Origin of the sequence: Shewanella glacialimarina (assembly GCF_020511155.1) — a bacterium.
Classification (GTDB): domain Bacteria; phylum Pseudomonadota; class Gammaproteobacteria; order Enterobacterales; family Shewanellaceae; genus Shewanella; species Shewanella glacialimarina.
Genome location: NZ_CP041216.1, coordinates 3,255,684 through 3,278,610, shown reverse-complemented (window position 1 = coordinate 3,278,610; position 22,927 = coordinate 3,255,684). Strand labels below are relative to the sequence as shown.

25 protein-coding genes are annotated in these 22,927 nt (G+C 40.8%); 21 read left to right on the top strand and 4 right to left on the bottom strand.

Annotated elements, in window-relative coordinates; genetic code table 11:
• Positions 1–8: 8 nt before the first annotated feature.
• The 4 genes from FJ709_RS14375 to FJ709_RS14360 all read left to right on the top strand — a co-directional run bounded on the left by FJ709_RS14375 (position 9) and on the right by FJ709_RS14360 (position 2,742).
• The gene (locus FJ709_RS14375) at positions 9–722 is read left to right on the top strand and encodes a copper resistance protein B (RefSeq protein WP_226410709.1); all 714 of its coding nucleotides are present in this window, start codon (positions 9–11) and stop codon (positions 720–722) included.
• Positions 723–864: 142 nt separating this feature from the next.
• Positions 865–1,287, top strand: coding sequence for a copper resistance CopC family protein (locus FJ709_RS14370; protein ID WP_226410708.1), 423 nt, complete (start codon positions 865–867; stop codon positions 1,285–1,287).
• Positions 1,288–1,301: 14 nt separating this feature from the next.
• Positions 1,302–2,222 (top strand): copper resistance D family protein, encoded by a 921-nt coding sequence (locus FJ709_RS14365; RefSeq protein WP_226410707.1) that lies wholly within the window; start codon positions 1,302–1,304, stop codon positions 2,220–2,222.
• 25 nt (positions 2,223–2,247) lie between these two features.
• A complete protein-coding gene (locus FJ709_RS14360; RefSeq protein ID WP_226410706.1) occupies positions 2,248–2,742 on the top strand; it encodes a YybH family protein in 495 nt (164 codons plus the stop codon).
• Positions 2,743–3,214: 472 nt separating this feature from the next.
• Here FJ709_RS14360 and FJ709_RS14355 read toward each other — a convergent pair whose 3' ends face one another.
• Positions 3,215–4,066, bottom strand: coding sequence for a thymidylate synthase (locus FJ709_RS14355; protein ID WP_226410705.1), 852 nt, complete (start codon positions 4,064–4,066; stop codon positions 3,215–3,217).
• A gap of 346 nt (positions 4,067–4,412) precedes the next feature.
• Between FJ709_RS14355 and nhaA the strand changes: the two genes are divergently transcribed.
• The 5 genes from nhaA (at position 4,413) to FJ709_RS14330 (ending at position 7,799) form a co-directional block, all read left to right on the top strand.
• Positions 4,413–5,585 (top strand): Na+/H+ antiporter NhaA, encoded by a 1,173-nt coding sequence (gene nhaA / locus FJ709_RS14350; RefSeq protein WP_226410704.1) that lies wholly within the window; start codon positions 4,413–4,415, stop codon positions 5,583–5,585.
• Positions 5,585–5,974: a hypothetical protein gene (locus FJ709_RS14345; protein ID WP_226410703.1), complete on the top strand. Its 390-nt coding sequence runs from the start codon at positions 5,585–5,587 to the stop codon at positions 5,972–5,974. Before nhaA ends, FJ709_RS14345 begins: the two co-directional genes overlap by 1 nt.
• A gap of 173 nt (positions 5,975–6,147) precedes the next feature.
• Positions 6,148–7,080 carry a transcriptional activator NhaR gene (gene nhaR, locus FJ709_RS14340; RefSeq protein ID WP_226410702.1) on the top strand — a complete coding sequence of 311 codons (933 nt, stop codon included), beginning with the start codon at positions 6,148–6,150 and terminating at the stop codon, positions 7,078–7,080.
• A gap of 40 nt (positions 7,081–7,120) precedes the next feature.
• Positions 7,121–7,369, top strand: a complete 249-nt coding sequence (locus tag FJ709_RS14335) for an FAD assembly factor SdhE (RefSeq protein ID WP_226416004.1) — start codon at positions 7,121–7,123, stop codon at positions 7,367–7,369.
• Positions 7,350–7,799, top strand: coding sequence for a protein YgfX (locus tag FJ709_RS14330; protein WP_319002885.1), 450 nt, complete (start codon positions 7,350–7,352; stop codon positions 7,797–7,799). Before FJ709_RS14335 ends, FJ709_RS14330 begins: the two co-directional genes overlap by 20 nt.
• A 55-nt stretch (positions 7,800–7,854) precedes the next feature.
• On the opposite strand, the gene nadB is transcribed toward FJ709_RS14330, so the two are convergent.
• Positions 7,855–9,462, bottom strand: a complete 1,608-nt coding sequence (gene nadB / locus FJ709_RS14325; RefSeq protein WP_226410700.1) for an L-aspartate oxidase — start codon at positions 9,460–9,462, stop codon at positions 7,855–7,857.
• Between the two features lie 242 nt (positions 9,463–9,704).
• On the opposite strand from nadB, the gene rpoE reads away from it, so the two are divergent.
• The 12 genes from rpoE to FJ709_RS14265 all read left to right on the top strand — a co-directional run bounded on the left by rpoE (position 9,705) and on the right by FJ709_RS14265 (position 19,802).
• The gene (rpoE, locus tag FJ709_RS14320) at positions 9,705–10,283 is read left to right on the top strand and encodes an RNA polymerase sigma factor RpoE (RefSeq protein WP_226410699.1); all 579 of its coding nucleotides are present in this window, start codon (positions 9,705–9,707) and stop codon (positions 10,281–10,283) included.
• 25 nt (positions 10,284–10,308) lie between these two features.
• Positions 10,309–10,905, top strand: a complete 597-nt coding sequence (locus tag FJ709_RS14315) for a sigma-E factor negative regulatory protein (protein WP_226410698.1) — start codon at positions 10,309–10,311, stop codon at positions 10,903–10,905.
• A gap of 63 nt (positions 10,906–10,968) precedes the next feature.
• Complete coding sequence (locus FJ709_RS14310) at positions 10,969–11,898, top strand: MucB/RseB C-terminal domain-containing protein (RefSeq protein WP_226410697.1); 930 nt, start codon at positions 10,969–10,971, stop codon at positions 11,896–11,898.
• Between the two features lie 99 nt (positions 11,899–11,997).
• Positions 11,998–12,462 carry a SoxR reducing system RseC family protein gene (locus tag FJ709_RS14305; RefSeq protein ID WP_226416003.1) on the top strand — a complete coding sequence of 155 codons (465 nt, stop codon included), beginning with the start codon at positions 11,998–12,000 and terminating at the stop codon, positions 12,460–12,462.
• Between the two features lie 148 nt (positions 12,463–12,610).
• On the top strand, positions 12,611–14,401 hold the full coding sequence (lepA, locus tag FJ709_RS14300; protein ID WP_226410696.1) for a translation elongation factor 4: 1,791 nt from the start codon (positions 12,611–12,613) through the stop codon (positions 14,399–14,401).
• A gap of 175 nt (positions 14,402–14,576) precedes the next feature.
• On the top strand, positions 14,577–15,491 hold the full coding sequence (lepB, locus tag FJ709_RS14295) for a signal peptidase I (RefSeq protein WP_226410695.1): 915 nt from the start codon (positions 14,577–14,579) through the stop codon (positions 15,489–15,491).
• Positions 15,491–16,171: a ribonuclease III gene (gene rnc / locus FJ709_RS14290; RefSeq protein ID WP_226410694.1), complete on the top strand. Its 681-nt coding sequence runs from the start codon at positions 15,491–15,493 to the stop codon at positions 16,169–16,171. Before lepB ends, rnc begins: the two co-directional genes overlap by 1 nt.
• Positions 16,168–17,181: a GTPase Era gene (gene era / locus FJ709_RS14285; protein ID WP_226410693.1), complete on the top strand. Its 1,014-nt coding sequence runs from the start codon at positions 16,168–16,170 to the stop codon at positions 17,179–17,181. The genes rnc and era overlap by 4 nt, the downstream gene beginning before the upstream one ends.
• Positions 17,182–17,223: 42 nt before the next feature.
• Complete coding sequence (recO, locus tag FJ709_RS14280) at positions 17,224–17,931, top strand: DNA repair protein RecO (RefSeq protein WP_226416002.1); 708 nt, start codon at positions 17,224–17,226, stop codon at positions 17,929–17,931.
• Between the two features lie 98 nt (positions 17,932–18,029).
• Positions 18,030–18,767, top strand: a complete 738-nt coding sequence (pdxJ, locus tag FJ709_RS14275) for a pyridoxine 5'-phosphate synthase (protein ID WP_226410692.1) — start codon at positions 18,030–18,032, stop codon at positions 18,765–18,767.
• Complete coding sequence (gene acpS / locus FJ709_RS14270) at positions 18,767–19,147, top strand: holo-ACP synthase (RefSeq protein WP_226410691.1); 381 nt, start codon at positions 18,767–18,769, stop codon at positions 19,145–19,147. The genes pdxJ and acpS overlap by 1 nt, the downstream gene beginning before the upstream one ends.
• Before the next feature lie 130 nt (positions 19,148–19,277).
• Positions 19,278–19,802, top strand: a complete 525-nt coding sequence (locus FJ709_RS14265; RefSeq protein WP_226410690.1) for an Mpo1 family 2-hydroxy fatty acid dioxygenase — start codon at positions 19,278–19,280, stop codon at positions 19,800–19,802.
• A 95-nt stretch (positions 19,803–19,897) separates the two neighbouring features.
• Here FJ709_RS14265 and FJ709_RS14260 read toward each other — a convergent pair whose 3' ends face one another.
• Both FJ709_RS14260 and FJ709_RS14255 read right to left on the bottom strand, forming a co-directional pair.
• Positions 19,898–21,259: a YjiH family protein gene (locus tag FJ709_RS14260; protein ID WP_226410689.1), complete on the bottom strand. Its 1,362-nt coding sequence runs from the start codon at positions 21,257–21,259 to the stop codon at positions 19,898–19,900.
• A 783-nt stretch (positions 21,260–22,042) separates the two neighbouring features.
• A complete protein-coding gene (locus FJ709_RS14255; protein ID WP_226410688.1) occupies positions 22,043–22,921 on the bottom strand; it encodes a U32 family peptidase in 879 nt (292 codons plus the stop codon).
• Positions 22,922–22,927 lie beyond the last annotated feature (6 nt).

The following is a 22,927-nucleotide window of genomic DNA, read 5'->3' as shown; positions in this document are numbered from 1 at the left end:
GAATACAAATGAATAAAACGAATTTAATGGCCTTGGGACTGTTGAGTCTGAGCGCCACATTGTCCAGTTCAGCTGTGTTTGCCGGCGGTAATGATGACCCTCTATTAACAAAAGTCATGCTGGATCAATTTGAAAGAGGCGTCGATCCGCAAGATCCCACCCAGTTTAGTGCACAAGCCTGGTTAGGTTACGATTTGAATAAGCTGTGGCTTAAAACCGAAGGTGAATATTCAAATAGTGATAAGCAAGACCTTGAAATTCAGGCTCTTTACAGTAAGCCCATCGCACCATACTGGGATGTACAATTCGGTATTAAAACCGATATCAAACCGACGCCGAACCGTAATTGGGCTGTGATTGGGGTTCAAGGATTAGCGCCATATTTCTTTGATATTGACGCTGCCTTATTCATAGGTGAACAAGGCCGTACGGCTATGCGCTTGAGTGCGGAATATGAACTGTTAATCACTCAAAAGTGGATACTCACACCTGAAGTAGAAGTTAATTTATTTGGTAAAGACGATGCTGAACTTGGAATAGGCTCAGGCTTATCTGACGTCAGTGCTGGGCTGCGATTGAGATACGAGATTGTTCGAGAGTTCGCGCCATATATTGGTGTCGATTGGCGTCAGAAGCTGGGTAATACCGCCGATTACGCCCGAAGTGAAGGGGAAGATACACAAGAAACCCAGTTTGTTATTGGTTTTAGCGCTTGGTTTTAAGGCCTAGTTCTTACGCTCAGTTTTTACACTTATTTTTTATACTTAGTTCTAAGGCTTGGCGCTAAGATGTTTGCTAAGCCGATATTTAATCATTTATTTAAGCCATTTTTCGATCGTTATAAACAATAAAAAAGGAAATATCATGAAATTATTTAACCGCGTTTTAGTCGTAACAAGTCTGTTCTTTAGTGCTTCAGCATTTGCTCATGTCGGGCTGGTCAGTTCTCTGCCCAATAACGGAGCCATGCTAAGTCAAGCCCCAACAACACTTGAACTGGCCTTTACTGCTCCGGTGCGTTTGGTCAAATTAACACTTCAAGATGAGAAGCTGCAAAGCATACCGCTAACATTACCAGCAAGTACGAGCAGCCAAGCGGCATTTTCATTCACCCTGCCAGTATTAACCGCAACTCATTACACTGTTAACTGGATGATCATGGGGGACGATGGTCATAAGATGAAAGGTAACATGAGTTTTATGCTACACGGTTCAGGCTTAAACACTCGCAGCACGTCACCTATGCCGATGGAAAATGAAACAGAAGAACATAAAGCACATCAATAAGTGGATAAGTAAGCATGATATTAACCGTATTTGAAATATCGGCGTTGATATCTAAATGGGTTATCTATCTTAGTGTTGCCGCCGTGATTGGCGGCACATTGATGCAATATCTCATTAAGGGTCAACTTAATCTGAGCATTAGCGTTGCAAAATATATCGGCCTAGGTGCCGCTTTGGGATTGATTACCGTGAGTGTCAATTATTTTGCTCAAGTAGGGGCTTTTGCTGAAAGTGGCTTGATGGGAATATTCGATGCGCAGATGCATGCTTTTCTCTGGCCAACTCAGGTAGGGCAAACGGTGCTTTGGCGCTTAATCGGTTTTGGCGTAATGCTATTAGCCAGTTGGATGATGTTGCATAAAAAGAGTTATATCAGGCAGTTTTCCGCGGTATTAGCGACTATCAGTTGTCTGTTAATTGCTGTTACTTTTACTTTTATTGGCCACAGCACCGAACTGGGATTACTTGCACAAGGCTTAGTATTGATACACGTGTTGATCGTTGGTAGTTGGATAGGCGCATTTTATCCATTATGGAAACTCTGTAGCACCGATGACCACAGTGATGACAAGGTCTATGATAACCGCGTGATAAAAAATGTCATGGATACATTTGGTCGTTTAGGCAAAGTGATTGTCATTCTAGTATTGCTTTCGGGGATGGGAATGGTGTGGATGTTGTTTAATAGTCCCACTGAATTACTCAGTTCCAATTATGGTATAGCGGTCACCATCAAACTAAGTTTGGTGGCTATCATTTTACTTATTGCGGCATGGCATAAATTTGTTTTGGTGCCTAAATTAACTATTGAGAGCCCATCTCTCGCAAAACAAAAACTACAAAAATCGATAGGATTCGAGGCACTTGTTGGCTTGCTGATATTAGCAACAACAGCGGTCCTCTCCAGTGTGCTAGGTCCAATCAGTCTTGGATAATAGATATCAATACAACAGAGGAATAATGATGAAAAACAGATCGATAACAATATTACTAACGAGCGCGATGTTACTGATGTCAGCAGGGTACAGTGGCTTAAGTTTAGCTCATGGAGATGAAACTCATGTCGTCGAAAAGGCTCAGTTTATCGGCATAGATTCTGCAGCTGGCAAGGTCGTTACACAGTTCCACAATGCTTTACAAACAGGAAATGAAGCCATTGTTAGGCAATCATTAACGGAAAATGTCCAAATTTATGAAGGTGGTAAAGTTGAACGTTCACTGGTGGAATATGCCAGCCATCATTTACATGCTGATATGGCATACCTAAAAGGATTAACTATTACGCTCAAAGAGCATCAAGTCGCCATAACTGGTGATATCGCGATTTCTACAGCAATCAGTCATGCACAAGGTGAGTATAAAAGTAAAAGTGTTGATTCAATCACCATGGAAACCTTAGTACTGGTCAAGCTAGCCGATGGCAGTTGGAAAATCAGCCATGTCCACTGGTCGTAACGTTACCTTGTCCATTTTTAGATAAAGAATTGCCTTGAGCTATTTTTCGGTGCATCCCAGAAAAATTCAAATTATGCAGAGCCGTGATGCGGTATGGAAAAGGATTTCCCTAGCCATTGGGTGTGCATCAATATCAAACTGAACCATGGTTAATGAAACTTAACTTGAAATTGATTTAACTCATTGCAACTTTATATTTCAAAGTGCTATCGGGGGGAGTCCTCATTTGGTGAAGTATAGCTGCTATCCAGTCGACTTAAATGTGGACAGTTGAGAGTGCTATATGTCAGAAATGACTTATTTTTTGAAGTAAGTAGACATTAAAATCATCAAAATAAAAATACACTGAATCGATTCGCCACTTAATAGACATGACCCCATTTACAATTAATGCTTTCTCAGTTGAAAGCGCTAATCGTAAAAAGGGGATATTATTCACTTATCAAATATCGTCTACTGATTTACGACTTAGTTACACCGCAAATGGGTATTGAATAGCATCGTGATGCTCATACCCTTCCACCTTAAAATCCTCTAAGGTTACCCAAGTCTCAATGTCTTTGAGGCTTTTTATGTCTGGGTTAATAATCAATTTGGGCACAGCTAAAGGTTCACGCTTCAGTTGGATATCGCGCATAGGGGCTAATTGGTCTTCATAAATATGAGCATTAACAATTTTATGGTAAGCCTTACCGGGTTTTTTACCGGTTATTTGCGCCATTAATGCTAATAATACATAGACCTGAACCATATTGAAGTTTAAGCCAAGCGGCACATCACAGCTACGTTGAGTACTGTTTAAATACAGGGTGTCACCCAATAATGAAAAATGATGTTCGTACATACAAGGGCGTAAGCAGCCTAGATCAAATGCGCCAGGGTGTAGGAAAGTTAATATTTCGCCTCGATTATCTATACCTTTTGAAAGATCATCGACAATACCTTGCAATAAATCAACATGGCCGCCATTTGGTTTAGGGAATGCTCTGCCTAACGCACCATAAATTAACCCTAAGTCATCTTCGCCTTTACGATTAGGGTTGTTAAGCCATGCTTCATTTAAGTTTGCATTAGCGTCCCAGGTTTTTGTGCCCAACGCACGAAAGTCAGCGGCATTTTGATAACCGCGCATATAACCGATAATTTCAGCTATGGCCGACTTCCAAAAACTTTTCCGAGTGGTAACAAGCGGGAATTGATTATTGGCAACATCATAACTCAGGTCGGCATTAATAACAGTTAAACAGCGTTTGTTGGTTCTTTCATTATTAACCCAAGTGCCTTCGTCTACGATACGTTGGCAAAGATCCAAATATTGTCTCATGATGTCCCTGATTTTTTTAATGTGCTATAGATTTGATTATACCTATGAGTTGTTTGAGCATAAATAGCTTAATGCAGTTAATTGGAACGGTTGAAATATGCACAGTAACTTAGGCAAGATAAAGTGATTGAACTTTATTGTATAAGTAAATCATTAAGCTAGTGGTGCTAATAAGAATAAACAGGTTATTGTAGTGTTTAAGATCTATTAATGCGGCTTAGTATAAAAAATTATGATGTATTATTGAACCAACTCGGTTTTTTCGAGGTATTAGCTCGAAACATTCGATTATATTTATGTTATTCATTTAGTATAGACTCAAAGCATCGATTTTTAGGAGTTACATATGGAAAGAGCACTTAAAAACTTCTTGAGCCAAGAGTCAGCAGGGGGGATTATTCTGATGATCTCCGTTGCCTTGGCCATGATTTTAGCAAATTCACCACTGTCGGGTTTTTATGAAGGCTTCTTAAATACAGGCGTTCAGGTTCGTGTCGGTTCACTAGATATTAATAAGCCATTATTATTATGGATTAATGATGGCTTGATGGCATTGTTCTTTTTGTTAATCGGCTTAGAAGTTAAACGTGAATTACTGGAAGGCGCGTTATCGACTGTAGCTAAAGCGTCTTTACCCACTTTTGGTGCAATCGGAGGGATGCTATTCCCCGCATTATTTTATCTGATGTTTAACTATTCAGATCCTGCTACTCAAGTCGGCTGGGCTATTCCAGCAGCAACTGACATTGCTTTCGCTTTAGGTATTATGGCCCTATTGGGTAGCCGAGTACCTGTTTCGCTTAAAGTTTTTCTATTGGCTTTGGCGATTATTGATGACCTTGGTGTTATCGTTATTATTGCATTATTTTACAGTACAGACTTGTCGATGCTGAGCTTGATCATTGCAGCTATCGCAATTGTGTTAATGATTGTGCTTAATCGTAAAGGGGTCACCTCATTAGCGCCTTATGGATTGCTTGGTTTTATATTATGGGTTGCGGTCCTAAAATCGGGAGTACATGCGACGCTTGCCGGGGTAATTATTGCATTCTGTATTCCATTAAGGGCTAAAGATGGTACTTCACCCTCTGAGCATTTAGAACATGGCTTACATCCTTGGAGCACATTCCTAATCCTGCCCGTATTTGCTTTTGCCAATGCTGGATTATCGCTTGCTAATATGACGTTAGGCTCATTTGCTGAACCAATAACGATTGGTATTATTTTAGGTCTAGTATTGGGTAAGCCAATTGGTGTGCTATTGTTTAGTTATTTAGCCGTGAAGCTAAAGTGGGCTGAATTGCCACCAGGGATAGGCTGGGGACAAATAGCGCCTGTTGCTGCAATGTGTGGTGTTGGTTTTACTATGTCAGTCTTTATTGCTTCACTTGCCTTTGAAAACTCTCCAGCAGCATTTGGTGATTTTGCAAGACTTGGTATTTTAACCGGATCTTTACTTGCAGCATTAATCGGCTATTTCTGGTTGGACAAAGTGTTACCTAAGAAAGGAGCAAAATAATGAAATTACTATCCGTTATTGCTTTTACAGTCACTATGGGAGTGTTTACCACTCCAGCTTTTGCTAATTCATTTGATGTCTGTTTAGCCGACTCTGACAGTCCAAGCTGTAACAGTTATCTTGAAGGTGTGGTTGATGGTGCTTTAATGTACCGTAAAAATGTGCCTGCAAAGAAGGTTAATGCTGACGGGGGTTATGAGTCACGTGCACTTAAATACCGTGCCGGCAAACGTTATCAAAAAGCAAACGCGAAATATTGTGTCAGCCATATTCCTGATAGTTCAGACATTGTTGATGCGTTAACTGAGCAAGTTTCTATGGGTAATGTTAGCAACAGTGATGATCTTGAAACTGTGATTAATTCACTGATGGATTGTCGTAGTCAATAACGACTTCACTTTTACTGTGTTCCTATATAGAAAATCGCTCACTAATGTGGGCGATTTTTGTTTCACAGGAACTGACTCAGTGGCTGCCACATTAAGTGAGTTAAACTGTTTTTACTGTTGAGGGGTGTTTATACCTTCATTGCAAAAGATGTATTTTTTAAAAGGCTGACTCTATGCAACATCTTAATTATAATCATCTTTACTATTTTTGGATGGTTAAACGAAAAGGTTCGGTTGTTAAAGCTGCTGAAGCATTGTGTTTAGCGCCTCAAACGATTACTGGCCAAATGCGTTTACTAGAGGGAAGGTTGAAGGGCGCACTGTTTAAGCGAGTTGGGCGCAACCTAGAGGCAACAGAACTCGGTGAAGTCGTTTATCGTTATGCCGATAAAATGTTTAATTTAAGTAATGAAATGCTTGATTTGCTTAACTATCAAAAAGACTCCTCTGTATTATTTGAAGTCGGAATTGCTGATGCTTTGTCCAAAGCGCTGGTGAGCAGGGTGCTATTAACTGTTATTCCACATGATGGTTCGATACATCTTGCGTGTTATGAGTCTACCCATGAAAGCCTTATCGCTAGATTACGTGAACATCAGCTAGATATGATACTGTCAGATTGTGCTGGCGGGGCATTGAAGTACACTGATATTTTATCTAAAAAATTAGGTGAATGTGGGGTAAGCTTTTTTTGTGCTCATCCTATTGATGCTGAATTTCCTGCGTGTTTAGAGCAGGAAAAGTTGCTGATTCCTGGGATCCGAACATCACTTGGACAGCAGTTGCATCGCTGGTTTGCTGAAAAAAACCTTAATGTCAGTATTTTAGGCGAGTTTGATGATGCAGCTATGATGAAAGCATTTGGATATTTTAAACGAGGTATTTTTGTCGCCCCGTCTATTTATCGTCATGATATACTTTCGCAAGGAATGGTTTTGTTAGGCGAAACCACCGACATTAAAGAAGAATATCATGTCATGTTTGCTGAAAGGATGATCCAACATCCGGCAGTGAAAAGCTTGCTTGAAACTGATTTTACCGATTTATTTTCAGGATTAGATCAGCAAGTACAAGATTTTGATAATCGCTTAGGACTAGTGGACTAACCTCAACGAGGTTGACCTAAATTTTCGCAGGAGTATTGTGTTGGAATTAATGAATATTGCCAGAGTCCGCTGGGCTTGTCGCCGCGGAATGTTAGAGCTTGATGTATTGCTTCAGCCGTTTATTGAGGCACAATATCAAGATATGTCCGATGAAGATAAGCAAACTTTTATTCGTCTGCTAGAGTGCGAGGATCCAGAATTATTTGCCTGGTTTATGGGACATGAGCAATGCCCAGATACTTTGCTTGCAGCCATGGTAGTTAAAGTTCGTGGACGTCCAGCACCGTAAACAAGCCTCAAATAGCACTCACACAAGCTTGTTTGTGTTGAGTGCGTCGTTTAATCAGTACTTATGCTACTGGATAATTTTTGCTGTTGTCATGACAAGCTTCATTGCCTGGCCACAAATGGACTCAATTTTATTTAAAAGCTTTTTCTATATATTGATACTGCTTGTGCCTGTGGTTTTTGCTTGGCAGTTATTGGTATTAAGAAAATGGCAGTGTCAGATAATAATTGATGGGGCATTAGGTGGGCGCTTAGTAAATGGTCAATCATTTACTTTTGGTAAAGCGGCGTTTATTTGCCCGTTATTTTGCTTGCTATATCTAGAGTTTGAAGACGAGTCGCGTCAAATATGCTGTGTTTGGGCAGACATGCTAGATGACTCTCAATACAGAACCTTGTGTCGCCTTGTCAATCAAAGTCGCCCTGTATAGCAAGCCGTTTAATGGCTTGCTATACAGGTTTAGTCATCCACAGCGATTTAATCTATTAATTTGGCTGCAAAATAGTCGGTTGAGGATTATCAAGCAACTCAGGGTAATCAAGATTATAGTGAAGCCCGCGGCTTTCTTTGCGCTCCATTGCGCAGCGAATAATCAGTTCCGCTACTTGTACAAGGTTACGTAATTCAAGTAAGTTATTACTGACCCTAAAGTTTGAATAATATTCTTGAATTTCTTGCTGTAACATCATGCAACGACGCATTGCGCGTTCTAAACGTTTATCGGTTCTGACAATGCCGACATAATCCCACATGAAAAGTCTAAGTTCATGCCAGTTATGGGCAATAACGACTTCTTCATCTGAGTTACTGACCTTACTTTCATCCCATACCGGCACATTTTCTGGCATTTTAATTTTTTGCAATTGGCTTTCAATATCCTGCGACGCTGCGCGGGCAAACACTAAGCACTCAAGTAATGAGTTGCTGGCAAGTCGGTTAGCACCATGAAGTCCGGTGTATGCCACTTCACCTACCGCATATAAGCCGTTCAAATCTGTTTGACCATGTAAATCAGTCATTACGCCACCGCAGGTATAATGTGCTGCTGGTACAGCCGGAATCGCTGTTTTGGTAATATCGATACCTAATTCTAAGCAGCGTTGGTAAATAGTCGGAAAATGTTTAATGATAAAATCGGCCGGTTTATGGCTAATATCTAAATAGACACAATCTGAGCCCAAACGTTTCATTTCATAATCGATAGCGCGGGCAACAATGTCCCTAGGGGCCAACTCTGCCCGTTCATCAAATTCAGGCATAAAACGACTGCCATCAGGGCGACGAAGGTAAGCACCTTCTCCTCTTAATGCTTCAGACAGTAAAAAGTTTTTAGCTTCAGCATGGTATAAGCAAGTCGGGTGGAATTGATTAAACTCCATATTTGCAATGCGACAACCTGCACGCCATGCCATGGCAATACCATCGCCACTGGCAATATCGGGGTTAGAAGTGTACTGATATACTTTTGAGCTACCACCTGTGGCAAGAGCAACAAACTTGGCTGTAATCGTTTCGACGTGTTCTCTGTCTCGGTTCCACACATAAGCGCCTAACACTCTGTTTCCTGGGCGATTGAGCTTGCGAGAAGTAATTAAATCGATCGCATTGTAGCGTTCTAATACTCTAATGTTAGGGTGGTTTAATGCGCGCTCTTGTAATGTTGTTTGCACAGCTTTGCCTGTGGCATCTGCAGCGTGCAAGATACGGCGATGGCTATGCCCACCTTCACGAGTTAAATGATAGGGTGCATCTTTTTGATTGCCTAACGTTTCTTCTTTATCAAAAGCAACGCCGCAATCTATTAACCATTGCATTGAAGCTTTAGCATTTTCAGCGGTAAATTTCACCACCGCTTCATCACATAATCCCGCACCGGCAATTAGCGTATCACTGACATGAGATTCAATTGTGTCATCTTCATCAAAAACCGATGCTATTCCACCTTGTGCATACAAGGTGGAACCTTCGGCTAAAGGACCTTTAGAAAGTAAAATAACTGACGATTTTTCTGCTAAATGGAGTGCTAAAGTAAGCCCTGCAGCACCGCTACCTATAACCAAAATGTCAGATTGGTATTCAACTGCTTGTGTCATCGGGTATCATGGGTCAAGAAATGGTTCAGTAATGGTAAATCAAAACACCATACTTGGGTACATTAAGCCGATATTTTGTTCATGCTAGACGCGTTTATTTAGTATTTATTTGGCATAAAGCCAGCAAAATGAATTTTTTTTTATGTTTTATCGAACTTTTATCAAAATGCTCTGTCTACTTATATGAACAGGATTCGAGCGACTGAATATCAGTTATACAGATTTAGGAGTAGTCGGCTCGGATGAGTGGACAATATAGTGATCAACAATTAGTTGAGCGTGTACAGCAAGGCGATAAAAACGCTTTTAACCTGTTGGTAATGAAATACCAGAACAAAGTGATGAGCCTGATCGGACGATATGTTCGAAATCAAGCGGATGTGCAGGATGTAACACAAGAGGCTTTTATTAAAGCTTATCGTGCACTTGCTAATTTTCGTGGTGATAGTGCTTTTTATACTTGGTTGTACCGAATAGCAGTCAATACGGCAAAAAATCATCTCACAGCACAAGGTCGTAAAGCACCTGGAAGTGATGTTGATATTGAAGAAGCTGAATACTATGAAGGCAGTGATGCTTTAAAAGAATTTGCTTCGCCAGAGCGGTTATTAATGAAAGATCAAATGAGTAAAGTGATCTTTGATACCCTCGAGACATTGCCTGAAGAATTAAAGATAGCCATATCTTTACGTGAACTTGATGGTATGAGTTACGAAGATATTGCCAATATCATGGATTGCCCTGTCGGCACGGTAAGATCGCGGATATTTCGCGCCCGTGAAGCAATCGATAAACAGCTCCAGCCTCTACTGGAAAAGTAATAGCCTCTATTAAGATAGGTGACAAATGGTTAAATCAAGTCAAGAATGGGTATCTGCAGCGGTAGATGGTGAAGTTGATGATCAAACATTAGCTCAACTTGCATCTGATGTAGACTCTCATCAAGAATGGCAACGTTATCACATGATTGGTGATACGATGCGCGGTGAACTACCTGCGGCCATCGACTTAGATATTACAGCAAGCATTGCTGCAGCAATCGCACTAGAGCCAACGATAATGGCGCCCAAGGCGAAAATGTCTGAACAAGGTGCAGCTGTGGTAACTGCTAGTAAACCTTCAAACGTGGTTTCACTATTTAAACAGTTTGGTCAGTATGCAATAGCTGCCAGTGTGGCGCTTGTGGCCATTGTTGGTGTGCAGTCCTATGACCAAGATCCTGAATCGCCTTTACCTGTGTTTAATACTCGTCCTTTAGTGGGCACCATGTCACCGGTAAGTTTGCAAACAGGCCCAGTGGTTAATCAACAAGGTTACACTAATGAGCAAGTGCTTGAGCAGCGTCGAAGAGTTAACGCTTATATTCAAGACCACATGCTACAACAACGTTTAAATCCTAGTGTTGAAGCACAAAAAGCTAACACTGCTGATGTAAACCAATAACTTTTATTCTCCCTACAGCAATGGTGTAATAGGCTATTGCTGCTTTACCTTTTAGGAGTTAGCTTGCGCATTATCCTGCTAGCACTGTTAATAATTTCTCCCCTTAGTCATAGTGAAGAGTTGTCTGCTAAAGAATGGCTCACTCATATGAGCCAAGCACTTAGCGAGAAACAATTCAAAGCCTCTATTATACAAGTTCAAGCTGATCATGTCCGTCCTCTAGTGTTTGTTCAAGGACTGGTAGGCGAACAACATATTTCGTATGTAGAGTACCTAAATGGTCCCCCTAAAAATGCCGTTAAAGTGGGCAATAAAGTGACCTTTTTAGAGCATGACCAACCACCCTATAGTGTTACTGCTAATCTTATACAGGGGGTCTGGCCTGCATCACTTTCAGGCAATATTACTAAATTAGAACAGGGTTATCAGTTTGTTTTGGGAGGCCGAAGTCGTATAGCGGGCCGAGCTGGGCAAATGATCCGATTTATCGCCAAAGATGAGCATCGTTATGATGCACAGATTTGGGTGGATATGGAAACATACTTGCCCTTGCGATATGACACATTAAATCGTGATAAACAGCTGCTTGAACAGACTATGGTTATTGAGCTTGTCGAATTTATTGAATCTCCAAGCATTCTAGTCGAGGCCAGCAAACATAAATGGCCAGAGGTTATTAATCAAGCCGATCGCAAAGATGCCCAGGATTGGCAGTTTACCTGGTTACCTGAAGGATTTAACATGGTTGTAAGTGATAACCATCGCCTAATTGGTATTCACGAGCCTGTTGAATATATTGCACTTTCTGATGGTTTGGCCAATATCTCAGTCTATGTTGCACGTAAGACAGAAGGGCCGATGCCAGAAGAACTTGTCACCCGCAATGGTTTATCTATGGTGGTTGAAAAGGTGGGCAACGCTGAAGTGGTTGCGATTGGAAAAGTGCCCAGCGCAACTTTAGAGCGCATTGCCAGAAGTTTAGCGCTAAAATAAGCGCTCAAACCTTATTAATAGATATCAATGATTATGCCAGATGTTTCAAAGTCTCAACCGAAATTGCCTCAAAACGGCCCGCAAGAGTCTAGTGCCTTAATGGAGGAGCTTGCGCGCGTGGTTGAATATCAATCTGGTTGGGTTATGGTTGAGGTTGAGTTAAAAAGTGCATGTAATCATTGCAGTAGTAGTGAAAATTGCGGCACCTCTGCAGTTGCTAAAGCCTTTTCTGTCAAAACTCAACGTTTTGCTATTGCCAGTGATAAATCCTATCAGCAAGGCGATATGCTCAAACTTGGCTTACCTGAAAGTGTAATTATTAAGGCGGCAGCACTGGTGTATCTTCTACCATTGCTGGGGCTATTTATGTTTGCCGCTTTGGGTCATGTATTAGGGCTAGGTCTGGCGCTTGATTCTAATACCAGTGCCATGTTGATGGCATTAATAGGCAGTGTATTAAGTTGGCGAATAGGTAAATATTTTGCCCATCGAATTGAAGCCGATGCTCAACCTGTGATTATCAGTAATTTAGGTCAACAAGTGGATTTATTCCGTCAAGTTTAATGATTTCTACTTCTTGCATCATATCGATTAGCGCTATTTCTACCCTCATTTAAATATCAATGATGAATCTGATTGGTATTGCTACCCTAATCAGGTACAATTTGACACCATATTTTTCACCTTTTTTAGTAGTAGTCATTGCCTCATAATGAAACACATTAGAAACTTTTCAATTATTGCCCATATCGACCATGGCAAATCCACCTTATCTGATCGTCTTATCCAGGTTTGTGGCGGCTTAAGTGACCGCGAAATGGCTGCTCAGGTTCTTGATTCAATGGACATTGAACGTGAGCGTGGCATTACCATTAAAGCCCAAAGTGTGACCTTGGACTATACAGCCAAAGATGGTAATACTTATCAGTTAAACTTTATTGATACTCCAGGCCACGTTGACTTTTCATACGAAGTCTCTCGATCTCTTGCCGCTTGTGAAGGCGCGCTATTAGTAGTCGATGCCGGCCAAGGTGTTGAAGCGCAAACATTAGCAAATTGTTACACCGCCTTAGAGATGAATCTAGACGTTGTACCGGTATTGAATAAAATTGATTTACCACAAGCTGAGCCAGATAGAGTGGCAGCAGAAATCGAAGATATCGTTGGTATCGATGCCATGGATGCTGTGCGCTGCTCAGCAAAAACCGGTGTGGGTATTCAAGATGTACTTGAAGAGATTATTGCCAAAATTCCACCACCGCAAGGCAACATCGATGGCCCTTTACAGGCACTTATTATCGACTCCTGGTTTGATGCTTATTTAGGTGTTGTCTCATTAGTACGTATTAAGCATGGCGTATTAAAGAAAGGTGATAAGTTTAAAGTGATGTCTACTGGCATAAATTACAACGCAGATCGCGTGGGTATTTTTACGCCGAAAGAGAAAGACACCGCAGAATTACGTGCAGGTGAAGTAGGTTATGTTATCTCTGGTATTAAAGAGATCCATGGCGCACCTGTAGGGGATACGCTAACACATGCTAAGCATGGCGCTGAGCTACCTTTACCTGGATTTAAAAAAGTAAAACCACAGGTTTATGCCGGTGTTTTCCCTATTTCGACAGACGAATACGAAAATTTTCGTGAAGCGTTAAATAAGTTATCATTAAACGATGCATCACTGTTTTTCGAACCAGAAACCTCCAGTGCACTTGGGTTTGGTTTCCGTATCGGTTACCTTGGCTTGTTGCACATGGAGATCGTTCAAGAGCGTTTAGAGCGTGAATATAATCTTGATTTGATAACCACTGCGCCAACCGTTGTGTATGAAGTTGAAATGACTAGCGGTGAAGTTATCTATGTAGATAACCCATCGGATCTACCTGCACTGAATAATGTGACAGAAATCCGTGAACCGATTGTCGAAGCCAATATTTTAGTGCCAAAAGAATACTTAGGTAACGTGATTACCTTATGTATTGATAAGCGCGGTATGCAAACCAATATGGTTTATCATGGTAATCAAGTTGCAGTGACATATCATTTGCCAATGGCAGAAGTAGTTATGGACTTCTTCGACCGCTTAAAGTCGACTAGCCGTGGTTATGCGTCACTTGAATATAACTTTATTCGTTTTGACCCTGCTGACATGGTCCGTCTTGATATCTTAATCAATGGTGACCGTGTTGATGCATTGGCTATGATCATTCACCGTACAAACATTCGTCATCGTGGCCTAGCATTGGTTGAAAAGATGAAAGAGCTTATTCCAAGGCAGATGTTCGATATTGCTATTCAAGCTGCTATTGGTAGTCAGATTGTTGCACGTTCAACAATTAAAGCCTTACGTAAAGATGTTACCGCTAAGTGTTACGGTGGTGACGTATCGCGTAAGAAGAAGCTACTAAACAAGCAAAAAGAAGGTAAAAAACGAATGAAGCAAGTGGGTAATGTTGAGGTGCCACAGGAGGCATTCTTAGCAGTATTGAAGTTAAATGATTAATCATAATTAACCCAAAAGCTTCAAAGATGACGCCGCATTTAGCGGCGTTATCGTTATAATAAATTCAGTTTATCTGCAAAATCATATCAGTATTGAGTCGTTTAAAATGGCTTACACTGTTTGTGTTGATAATAACGTTCAAAGTGTAAGACTTATTTTAGGAGTTCTATCAGTAATGGCAGCTTATTTTTCTACCATTCTCGTGCTAGTCACCCTTATCAGCGGTCTGATTTGGCTTGTTGATGTGCTATTTTTTGCGCCCAAACGCAAAGAAAAGCTCGCCTTAGCCCAGTCTGGCTCGCAACAGCTTAGTGAAGAAGCTATTGATAAAATAATTCGTGAACCTGTGGTGGTTGAAACTGCGCATTCAATTTTTCCTGTCATTGCGTTTGTGATGATCCTGCGCTCATTTATCTACGAGCCCTTTCAAATCCCATCGGGCTCTATGATGCCAACATTGCTGGTGGGTGATTTTATCTTAGTTGAAAAGTTCAGCTATGGATTACGTGACCCTGTATGGCGCACTAAGCTGATTGAAACTGGTGAGCCTGAGCGTGGTGATGTATTTGTGTTCAAATATCCAGAAAATCCAAAAATTGACTATATTAAACGTGTGGTGGGCTTACCTGGTGACAAAGTCACTTACAGTAATAAACAATTAACTATTCAGCCAAAATGTAGCAGCGATAACGTTTGCCCTGATCCTGTCAGCATAGCACATATGGAAGTTAATCGTGGCGAGTTTACCCATGAAGGTGTTCCATTAATCCGTTACAAAGAAACGACGGATGGGCTTGAACACGACATTTTAGTTAATCCTTCTCGTCCCGATTTCAGACAACATTTTTATCAGCAGTCAGGCACTCAAATAGGTGAGTTTATTGTCCCTGAAGGGCAATATTTTGCTATGGGCGATAACCGTGATAATAGTACCGACAGTCGCTTTTGGGGTTTTGTCCCTGAAGAAAACCTAGTCGGGAAAGCCGTGGCAATTTGGATTAGTTTTGAATTTGACCGTGACGCAAGTGGATTGTTACCAACCTGGGTACCCAGCGGTGTCCGTTTTGAGCGCACAGGCGGAATAAAGTAATGGAGCCGATTAAAAACCTGCCTAGATTGTGTCGCACAATAGGTTATGAATTTAACGATATTAACTTACTTATTCAGGCGCTAACCCATAGAAGTGCAGCTAATAAACATAATGAACGCTTAGAGTTCTTAGGTGATTCGATTTTATCTATTATTATATCTGATGCCTTATATCACCAGTTCCCTAAAGCGACAGAGGGCGATTTAAGCCGCATGCGAGCTACCTTGGTAAAAGGCGATACTTTGACCATTATCGCGCAAGAGTTTAAGCTTGGTGATTATTTGTTTCTAGGCCCTGGCGAACTTAAAAGTGGCGGTTTTCGTCGAGAATCCATTTTAGCCGATGCCGTCGAAGCTATTATTGGTGCGGTATATCTTGATGCAAACATAGATGCTTGTCGCAGTTTATTACTAAACTGGTATAAACAGCGCCTAGTCAATATTAAGCCAGGTATTAACCAAAAAGATCCCAAAACTATTTTACAAGAACATCTTCAAGGTTTTAAGAAGCCTTTACCTGACTACCAAGTTGTCAAAGTAGAAGGTGAAGCCCACGATCAAACCTTTACGGTTGAATGTCGTATTACGGACTTAGCTAATGTCGTTACTGGCGTTGCAAGTTCAAGAAGAAAAGCTGAACAGCTAGCCGCTGCTCAGGTGTTGGAGCTACTGAATAAATGACCAAAAAAACTGACTTGCCAAGTCAACAAGCCGAGACTGCACCAGAGCCAAGCTTAAATGAATTATTGTCAAGGATGAACCTTGCTGCACCACAAGCCACTGCTCAATATGATGTGACTTACTGCGGCATGGTTGCCATTGTTGGTCGCCCTAATGTGGGCAAGTCGACTCTGCTGAATAAATTACTCGGCCAAAAGGTCAGCATTACCTCTAAAAAGCCGCAAACGACGCGCCATCGTATTATGGGTATCCACAGTGATGGCCCAAAACAAATTGTCTTTATCGATACGCCTGGCTTACATATCGAAGAAAAGCGTGCCATTAACCGTTTGATGAACCGCGCTGCGGCCAGCTCGTTAGCGGATGTGTGCATGGTTGTGTTCGTTGTCGATGCGATGATATGGACCGCAGATGATGAAATGGTGCTGCAAAAAATTAAGCATCATAATGATGGCCGTAGAATTGTTTTGGCTATCAATAAAGTGGATAACATCAAAGATAAGGAATCGTTATTTCCTTATTTAGAAGAGTTAGGCAAGAAGTTTGATTTTGATGACATATTACCAATCTCAGCCAACAAAGGCACCAATGTTCAACGTATATTAGAGCTGGCTCAGGTTTCATTACCCACAGCGCCATTTTATTTTCCTGAAGATTATGTGACGGATCGTTCACAGCGTTTTATGGCATCTGAAATTGTACGTGAAAAGCTTATGCGCTTTTTAGGTGATGAATTGCCCTATGATTGTACCGTTGAAATTGAGCAATTTAAGATGATGGAAAACGGTGTTTATCAGATTAATGCGCTGATTTTAGTTGAGCGTGAAGGCCAAAAACGCATGGTGATTGGTAATAAAGGTGAGCGAATTCGCACCATTGCCACCCAAGCCCGTTTAGACATGGAAACCTTGTTTGATAATAAAGTGTTTCTTGAAGTGTGGGTCAAAGTTAAATCTGGCTGGGCTGACGATGAACGCGCACTGCGTAGTTTAGGTTATGGCGACGATTAACCCTTTTGTTTTTGTCACTCTAAACACACGAACATGGCCACGATGAAACGTGGCTATGTGCTACATCACAGGGCTTATCGCGAGTCCAGTGTGATTGTTAACTTACTGATTGACGGTGTCGGACGTGTTGATGCCATTGCCCGTACTGGCAGTGGTAAACGTTCAATTAAATCAATACTACAACCGTTTCAGCCACTTATTATTCAATTTAGTGCCCAATCAGAAGCTAAAAACCTTTCTTTAAAAACGGTGACTCACATTGAAGCCGCTGCACCTGCTATTCCGCTCAGTGGTACTAGCTTGTATTCAGGTTTTTATTTGAACGAATTATTGGTGCGTCTGTTAACGGTTGATCATCAAGCAGAACCTTTATTTATAGCTTATCATCGCAGTTTAATATCCTTAGCAGAGTCATTTTGTTCCAGCCATTTACGTTTTTTTGAAAAAGCACTATTGCTTGAACTCGGCGCATTACCTTCGCTGCAATATGATGTTGACGGTAATGCGATTGAAGCAACTAGTGCTTATCGATTAGAGACTGATTGCGGTTTTATTCCAGTGCTACAACATAGTGCCGGTACATTTAATCACAGCCGAAGTGTAGTGCCGGGTGCTATGTTAATTGCGCTGCAAAATGAGCAGTTATCAGCAGAGCACCTCAATAGTGCCAAAGGTTTGATGCGTTTTTTACTCACGCCACTATTAGGCAATAAACCATTGTTGAGTCGTCAATTATTCGTTAAGCCCTAGCGAGTACAACAATGCTGATAATAATCTCGAATTAACTCACCATTATCAGTACAATAGCCAGACAATAATTTTATTATCATCATGATAAGGAACCTACCGTGAGCGCCATTTTTTTAGGTATTAATATCGATCATATCGCCACCCTACGTCAGGCTCGTGGCACCCATTATCCTGATCCTGTTCATGCTGCAGCAGTCGCTGAGCATGCCGGTGCCGATGGTATAACGATTCATTTACGTGAAGACCGTCGCCATATTCAAGACCGTGATGTTTACTTATTGGCAAAAACCCTTAAAACACGGATGAACTTTGAATTTGCGGTCACGGAAGAGATGATTGCTATCGCCTGTGATATCAAACCGGCTTATGCCTGTTTAGTACCAGAAAAACGCGAAGAGTTAACCACTGAAGGTGGTTTAGATGTTGCTGGTCAGTTAGACAAAATCACCTCTGCTGTGACCCGCTTAGCTGCACAGGGTATAAAAGTGTCATTATTTATTGATGCAGATAAAACTCAAATAGATGCAGCCGTCGCATCTGGTGCACCTTATATTGAAATTCATACCGGCTGTTACGCAGACGCACATACTGATGCAGAACAAGCTCAAGAGTTAAAACGCATTGCAGAAATGGCAACCTATGCGCATGGTAAAGGCTTAGTCGTTAATGCAGGTCATGGTTTGCACTATCATAATGTTAAACCTATTGCCGCAATTCCTGAGTTATATGAGTTAAATATTGGCCATGCTGTTATTGCGCGTGCGGCCATTGATGGCTTAGATAAAGCGGTACGTGATATGAAGCAATTAATGCTTGAAGGTCGTAGAGGCGAGTAATGGCGATTGTCGGTATAGGCACGGATATTGTTGAAATTGCGCGAATACGAGATCAACGTGAACGTCTTGGCGACAAATTAGCTAAGCGTATACTGACTGATACAGAATTTGCACTTTATGCCGCATCAAAAATACCAGAGCGATTTCTGGCAAAACGTTTTGCGGCAAAAGAAGCCGCCGCTAAAGCATTAGGAACAGGCATTGGGCGTGGGGTGTCATTTCAACATATTCACATTGCTAATGATGCCAATGGTGCGCCTATCGTCACTTTTACCCTGGGAGCAAAAGCACGACTTGAGCAATTAAAGGGGCGTCATGGCTTTATTACTATTGCTGATGAACAACATTATGCGGTGGCAACTGTGGTGTTAGAGAGTTGATTGGGTATCCATTTTAGATTTATCTTACCCTTTATATTATTAAGGCGCATTGGCGCCTTTTTTAATGGCTTTGCAAATTAGATTTCATACGTTAAATTAATAAGATAATAACTCAAAATAGAGACTCAAAATGAAATCAGCAGTAGAACAACTTTCCACCTATAAAAGTGTTCATTTGAACCCGAGAAATATTAAAACCCATTTTTTTGGGGTGCCAATGATCATTTGGTCAGCATTTTTGATGTTTGGAACATTACGGTTTCAATACGGTGACTTCGAATTCAGTGCCGCAATGGTAGTGATGTTGGTCGTGCTTGGTTATTACTACAAGCTGCATGTTAGGCTTGCTGTAGGGTTAACATTATTTATCGTCCCTGTGTTAATCACCTCTGAGCTGGCAGTACATACCGCTCATCCTTTTGTATTAGCCATATCCATATTTGTGATTGGTTGGGTGATTCAATTTATTGGCCATCAATATGAAAAAGCTAAACCTGCTTTTATGGATGATTTAAATCAGTTACTTATTGGTCCATTTTTTTTAATGGCAGAACTGTATTTTATGTTCGGCTGGGAAAAACAATTAGATGCAGAAATAACACCTATTGCCAGAGATAAACGTCGAGCAATTGAAGCCGCTAAGCGGGCTGTTTAGGCTTAATGCTAAACATAAACCTCAAAGTTAGCTGATTATAAAATAAAAAGGCCGTCTGATGACGGCTTTTTTATTAGTTGAGTCTGAGTAATCACTTAAGACAGAATGATATGTCCCATTAAGGCGATAACAGGTAAGGTCACTACTGTACGTAAAATGAAGATAACGAACAGTTCTAAAAAGTTAACTGGAATCTTACTGCCAATAAGCAGGGCACCGACTTCGCTCATATAAATTAATTGGGTCACCGATAAAGCAGCAATCACAAAACGCGTCAGGTCCGACTCAATTGAGCTGGCTAAAATTGAAGGAATAAACATATCAGCAAAACCGACCACAATCGTTTTAGAGGCCAGGGCAGCATCGGGGATTTGTAATAGTTCCAATAATGGAATGAAAGGCATGCCTAAATAATCAAATATAGGAGTGTACTCTGCCAGTATTAACGCCATTGTGCCAATGGCCATAACCACAGGTATTATGCCAAAAATCATATCAACGACATTTTTAATCCCATCTAATATCACTTGTTTAACACTAGTGACTTGCGATGCGCGTTCTAATGCTTGATGGTAACCCCAAGAAAATACCCCATGACCTTTAGGGATCATCTCATCATCTGGGTGGCGGGGAGTGTCATCGATATAGTTATCTTTCTTCCAAGAAAGTGGGGGCAACTTAGGTACTATGATTGCAGCGACTATGCCAGCTAAACAGACAGTCAGGTAAAATGGTACAAATAAGTGCTCTAATTTAACTTGTGAAATTACCACTAAGCTAAATGTAATTGATACTGCAGAGAATGTGGTACCAATAACCGCTGCTTCTCGTTGCGTATAAAAGCGTGTTTCATACTGCTTAGACGTCATTAAAATACCTACACTACCGTCACCTAACCAAGAGGCGATACAATCAACGGCACTGCGTCCGGGTAAGTTAAATATTGGCCGCATAACTTTTGTTAGCATAGTGCCAAAAAATTCAAGCAATCCAAAATTCAGAAGTAGGGGTAATAGCATACCTGCAAACACAAATACTGAAAAAAGCACAGGCAGTAAGTCGTTATACACTAGACTACCAGTATTACCTGAAATAATAGCTTCAGGGCCAACTTCAAAGCACGTTAAGCCAATAAATACGGCACCTAGTACTCGCATTAGTAACCAAAACAGTGACACATTAAGCAAGGCATGTAAAAAATGACTTTGTCTGACAAACTTAGGTTTGATTAATCTGGCCAGAACAGAAATAAAGGCCATAAAAATTACAATACCAGTGACAATCAGTTGAATCGTATTTCCCATTGCGGACTGTAACGCTTTAGAAACGATAGCAATAGGTATGGTTAAGCCGTTGTCTGTGCTAATAGGGGCAATAAAAAGTAACAAACCGATCAGAGACGGTATGATAAAAGTTAATATTGTCTTGAGATTATGTATTGGTTTCTGTTGGTTCACGTCTAATACCTTAAATCTACCTGCTTGAGGCAGTGAATAAATTACCAAGTCCTGCCAATAAGAGTATGGCTAAAAGTATTTATGATAGTTATTTTTGCCGCAAGGTTACCGTCTATTCAAGTTTAAGTAAAATGATTCAATTAAACGAATAGTTAGCACTTATTTTTGATTATTTATATTGTATCTTAAAAAAGCTTTTATGTACTTAAAATAAATGTAATCAGAAGGTTACACTTGTTAATGAGGTCTGGTGTTTTTTACTTTTATTCTGTTTTAGGTATCAGAGTTGTCTTAAATTGACTCTGTAGGTACATATTCACACATCTGTAACGCCAATATGCCAATAAAAATACTACTAAATTATAGAGTTTTTATCTAAAAGCGCGATAATTAAACAATAGTTTTGCTGTTTAGCACTCAGTTTTATAATTCAATGTCATTTAAACTGCATGTGCATGCGTTTAATAGTAAATGGTGTTATGACAAATCAACACAAAATTGCCCAGTTGGCTATACGTTTTAATTTATTATGATGTTTTGGGCTACTGTTAGGCTTGGTGACCGCCAGCACCTTAGAGATCTCGCGCGATGGATTTGCAGGTTTCTTGCTACTTCAAAGCAGTGTGAGTGAGCTGGGGCATTATGGTCACTCTGAATTTGCACTGATTTTGAATGGAGGAATATTTTTTGGTAGCCTGAGTATCGCATTAGCCTGATTGTTTACTTAAATATCCTTTTTGGTTGAGTTTCGCTGCTAGTTTTCTTGCTTTGGCAATCACAGACCTAAGTACTTTGATTTATTTGCATTCCCGCTTCACCAAACCAGTATCCATTACACTCTATCGCTGAATGTGATGGTGTTATCGCTGTCAATTCACTGTGCTGGCTGGATGCTATTTGATTAATTAATCCTATGTCCTCCAGTCCAGTTGGTGACAATCGCCAATAATCGACACCGATTTTAGACATTGAAGGGATCTGATTAATGAGATTAACCTTTGCTGCCGATTGAGTTTGGATACCGTTTAATCTCAGTAGAGGTTGTGACTCTTGGGTTTGGGTCAACAGCCCTTTGGGGTATTGCAGACAAACAATCTGGCAATCGAGCTTAGGTTTTTGATGATGCTTGGCAGTGAAGCAACGGGCAGAGTGTGCTAATGGCATGTAACCATAACCTAATACTTCTGTTTCGAATTGGGTAGTGCTTTGGGTGAGTATTTGCTCAAGCCATTCTCTTGAAAGCTCATAAGGCATCACAAATCTTGTCATACCTAATTTTTGCATAATATCAAGACTACCTCGATTATAGAGGTTCAACGATGGGCCGCAGATAAAAGGTATATTCGCTTCTGAAGCAAGGTTAACAGCCGCCATGTCATTGGCTTCAATAGCAAACTCACCATTATCAATAATACGTTTAAGCTCAATGATTTCAGATTGCGATTCAATCAAAGTCATGGTGGTTAAAATCACTTTTTTTCCTTTAGCTGCCAGCATATGAGCCAATTCAAGGTAATCTTTATATTTCATTTCACGACGGCGACTGCAAATGACCTCGCCTAAATAAACGGTATCTATGTTGGTGTCAGCAATCGCTTGGTAATACTCAAATATGCTGGTTTTATTCCAGCAATATGTCAGGGGCCCGAGAGAAAGTTTCATGTCATT

What these genes read in the sequence shown, in the direction of transcription:
- nhaR (WP_226410702.1), top strand. Translation starts at nt 6,148, where the DNA reads ATGCAACATCTTAATTATAATCATCTTTACTATTTTTGGATGGTTAAA.
- FJ709_RS14305 (WP_226416003.1), top strand. Translation starts at nt 11,998, where the DNA reads ATGGAGGAGCTTGCGCGCGTGGTTGAATATCAATCTGGTTGGGTTATG.
- rnc (WP_226410694.1), top strand. Translation starts at nt 15,491, where the DNA reads ATGGAGCCGATTAAAAACCTGCCTAGATTGTGTCGCACAATAGGTTAT.
- FJ709_RS14360 (WP_226410706.1), top strand. Translation starts at nt 2,248, where the DNA reads ATGATGAAAAACAGATCGATAACAATATTACTAACGAGCGCGATGTTA.
- nhaA (WP_226410704.1), top strand. Translation starts at nt 4,413, where the DNA reads ATGGAAAGAGCACTTAAAAACTTCTTGAGCCAAGAGTCAGCAGGGGGG.
- recO (WP_226416002.1), top strand. Translation starts at nt 17,224, where the DNA reads ATGAAACGTGGCTATGTGCTACATCACAGGGCTTATCGCGAGTCCAGT.
- lepA (WP_226410696.1), top strand. Translation starts at nt 12,611, where the DNA reads ATGAAACACATTAGAAACTTTTCAATTATTGCCCATATCGACCATGGC.
- FJ709_RS14370 (WP_226410708.1), top strand. Translation starts at nt 865, where the DNA reads ATGAAATTATTTAACCGCGTTTTAGTCGTAACAAGTCTGTTCTTTAGT.
- era (WP_226410693.1), top strand. Translation starts at nt 16,168, where the DNA reads ATGACCAAAAAAACTGACTTGCCAAGTCAACAAGCCGAGACTGCACCA.
- FJ709_RS14375 (WP_226410709.1), top strand. Translation starts at nt 9, where the DNA reads ATGAATAAAACGAATTTAATGGCCTTGGGACTGTTGAGTCTGAGCGCC.
- nadB (WP_226410700.1), bottom strand. Translation starts at nt 9,462, where the DNA reads ATGACACAAGCAGTTGAATACCAATCTGACATTTTGGTTATAGGTAGC.
- acpS (WP_226410691.1), top strand. Translation starts at nt 18,767, where the DNA reads ATGGCGATTGTCGGTATAGGCACGGATATTGTTGAAATTGCGCGAATA.
- FJ709_RS14365 (WP_226410707.1), top strand. Translation starts at nt 1,302, where the DNA reads ATGATATTAACCGTATTTGAAATATCGGCGTTGATATCTAAATGGGTT.
- lepB (WP_226410695.1), top strand. Translation starts at nt 14,577, where the DNA reads ATGGCAGCTTATTTTTCTACCATTCTCGTGCTAGTCACCCTTATCAGC.
- rpoE (WP_226410699.1), top strand. Translation starts at nt 9,705, where the DNA reads ATGAGTGGACAATATAGTGATCAACAATTAGTTGAGCGTGTACAGCAA.
- FJ709_RS14345 (WP_226410703.1), top strand. Translation starts at nt 5,585, where the DNA reads ATGAAATTACTATCCGTTATTGCTTTTACAGTCACTATGGGAGTGTTT.
- FJ709_RS14355 (WP_226410705.1), bottom strand. Translation starts at nt 4,066, where the DNA reads ATGAGACAATATTTGGATCTTTGCCAACGTATCGTAGACGAAGGCACT.
- FJ709_RS14255 (WP_226410688.1), bottom strand. Translation starts at nt 22,921, where the DNA reads ATGAAACTTTCTCTCGGGCCCCTGACATATTGCTGGAATAAAACCAGC.
- FJ709_RS14315 (WP_226410698.1), top strand. Translation starts at nt 10,309, where the DNA reads ATGGTTAAATCAAGTCAAGAATGGGTATCTGCAGCGGTAGATGGTGAA.
- FJ709_RS14265 (WP_226410690.1), top strand. Translation starts at nt 19,278, where the DNA reads ATGAAATCAGCAGTAGAACAACTTTCCACCTATAAAAGTGTTCATTTG.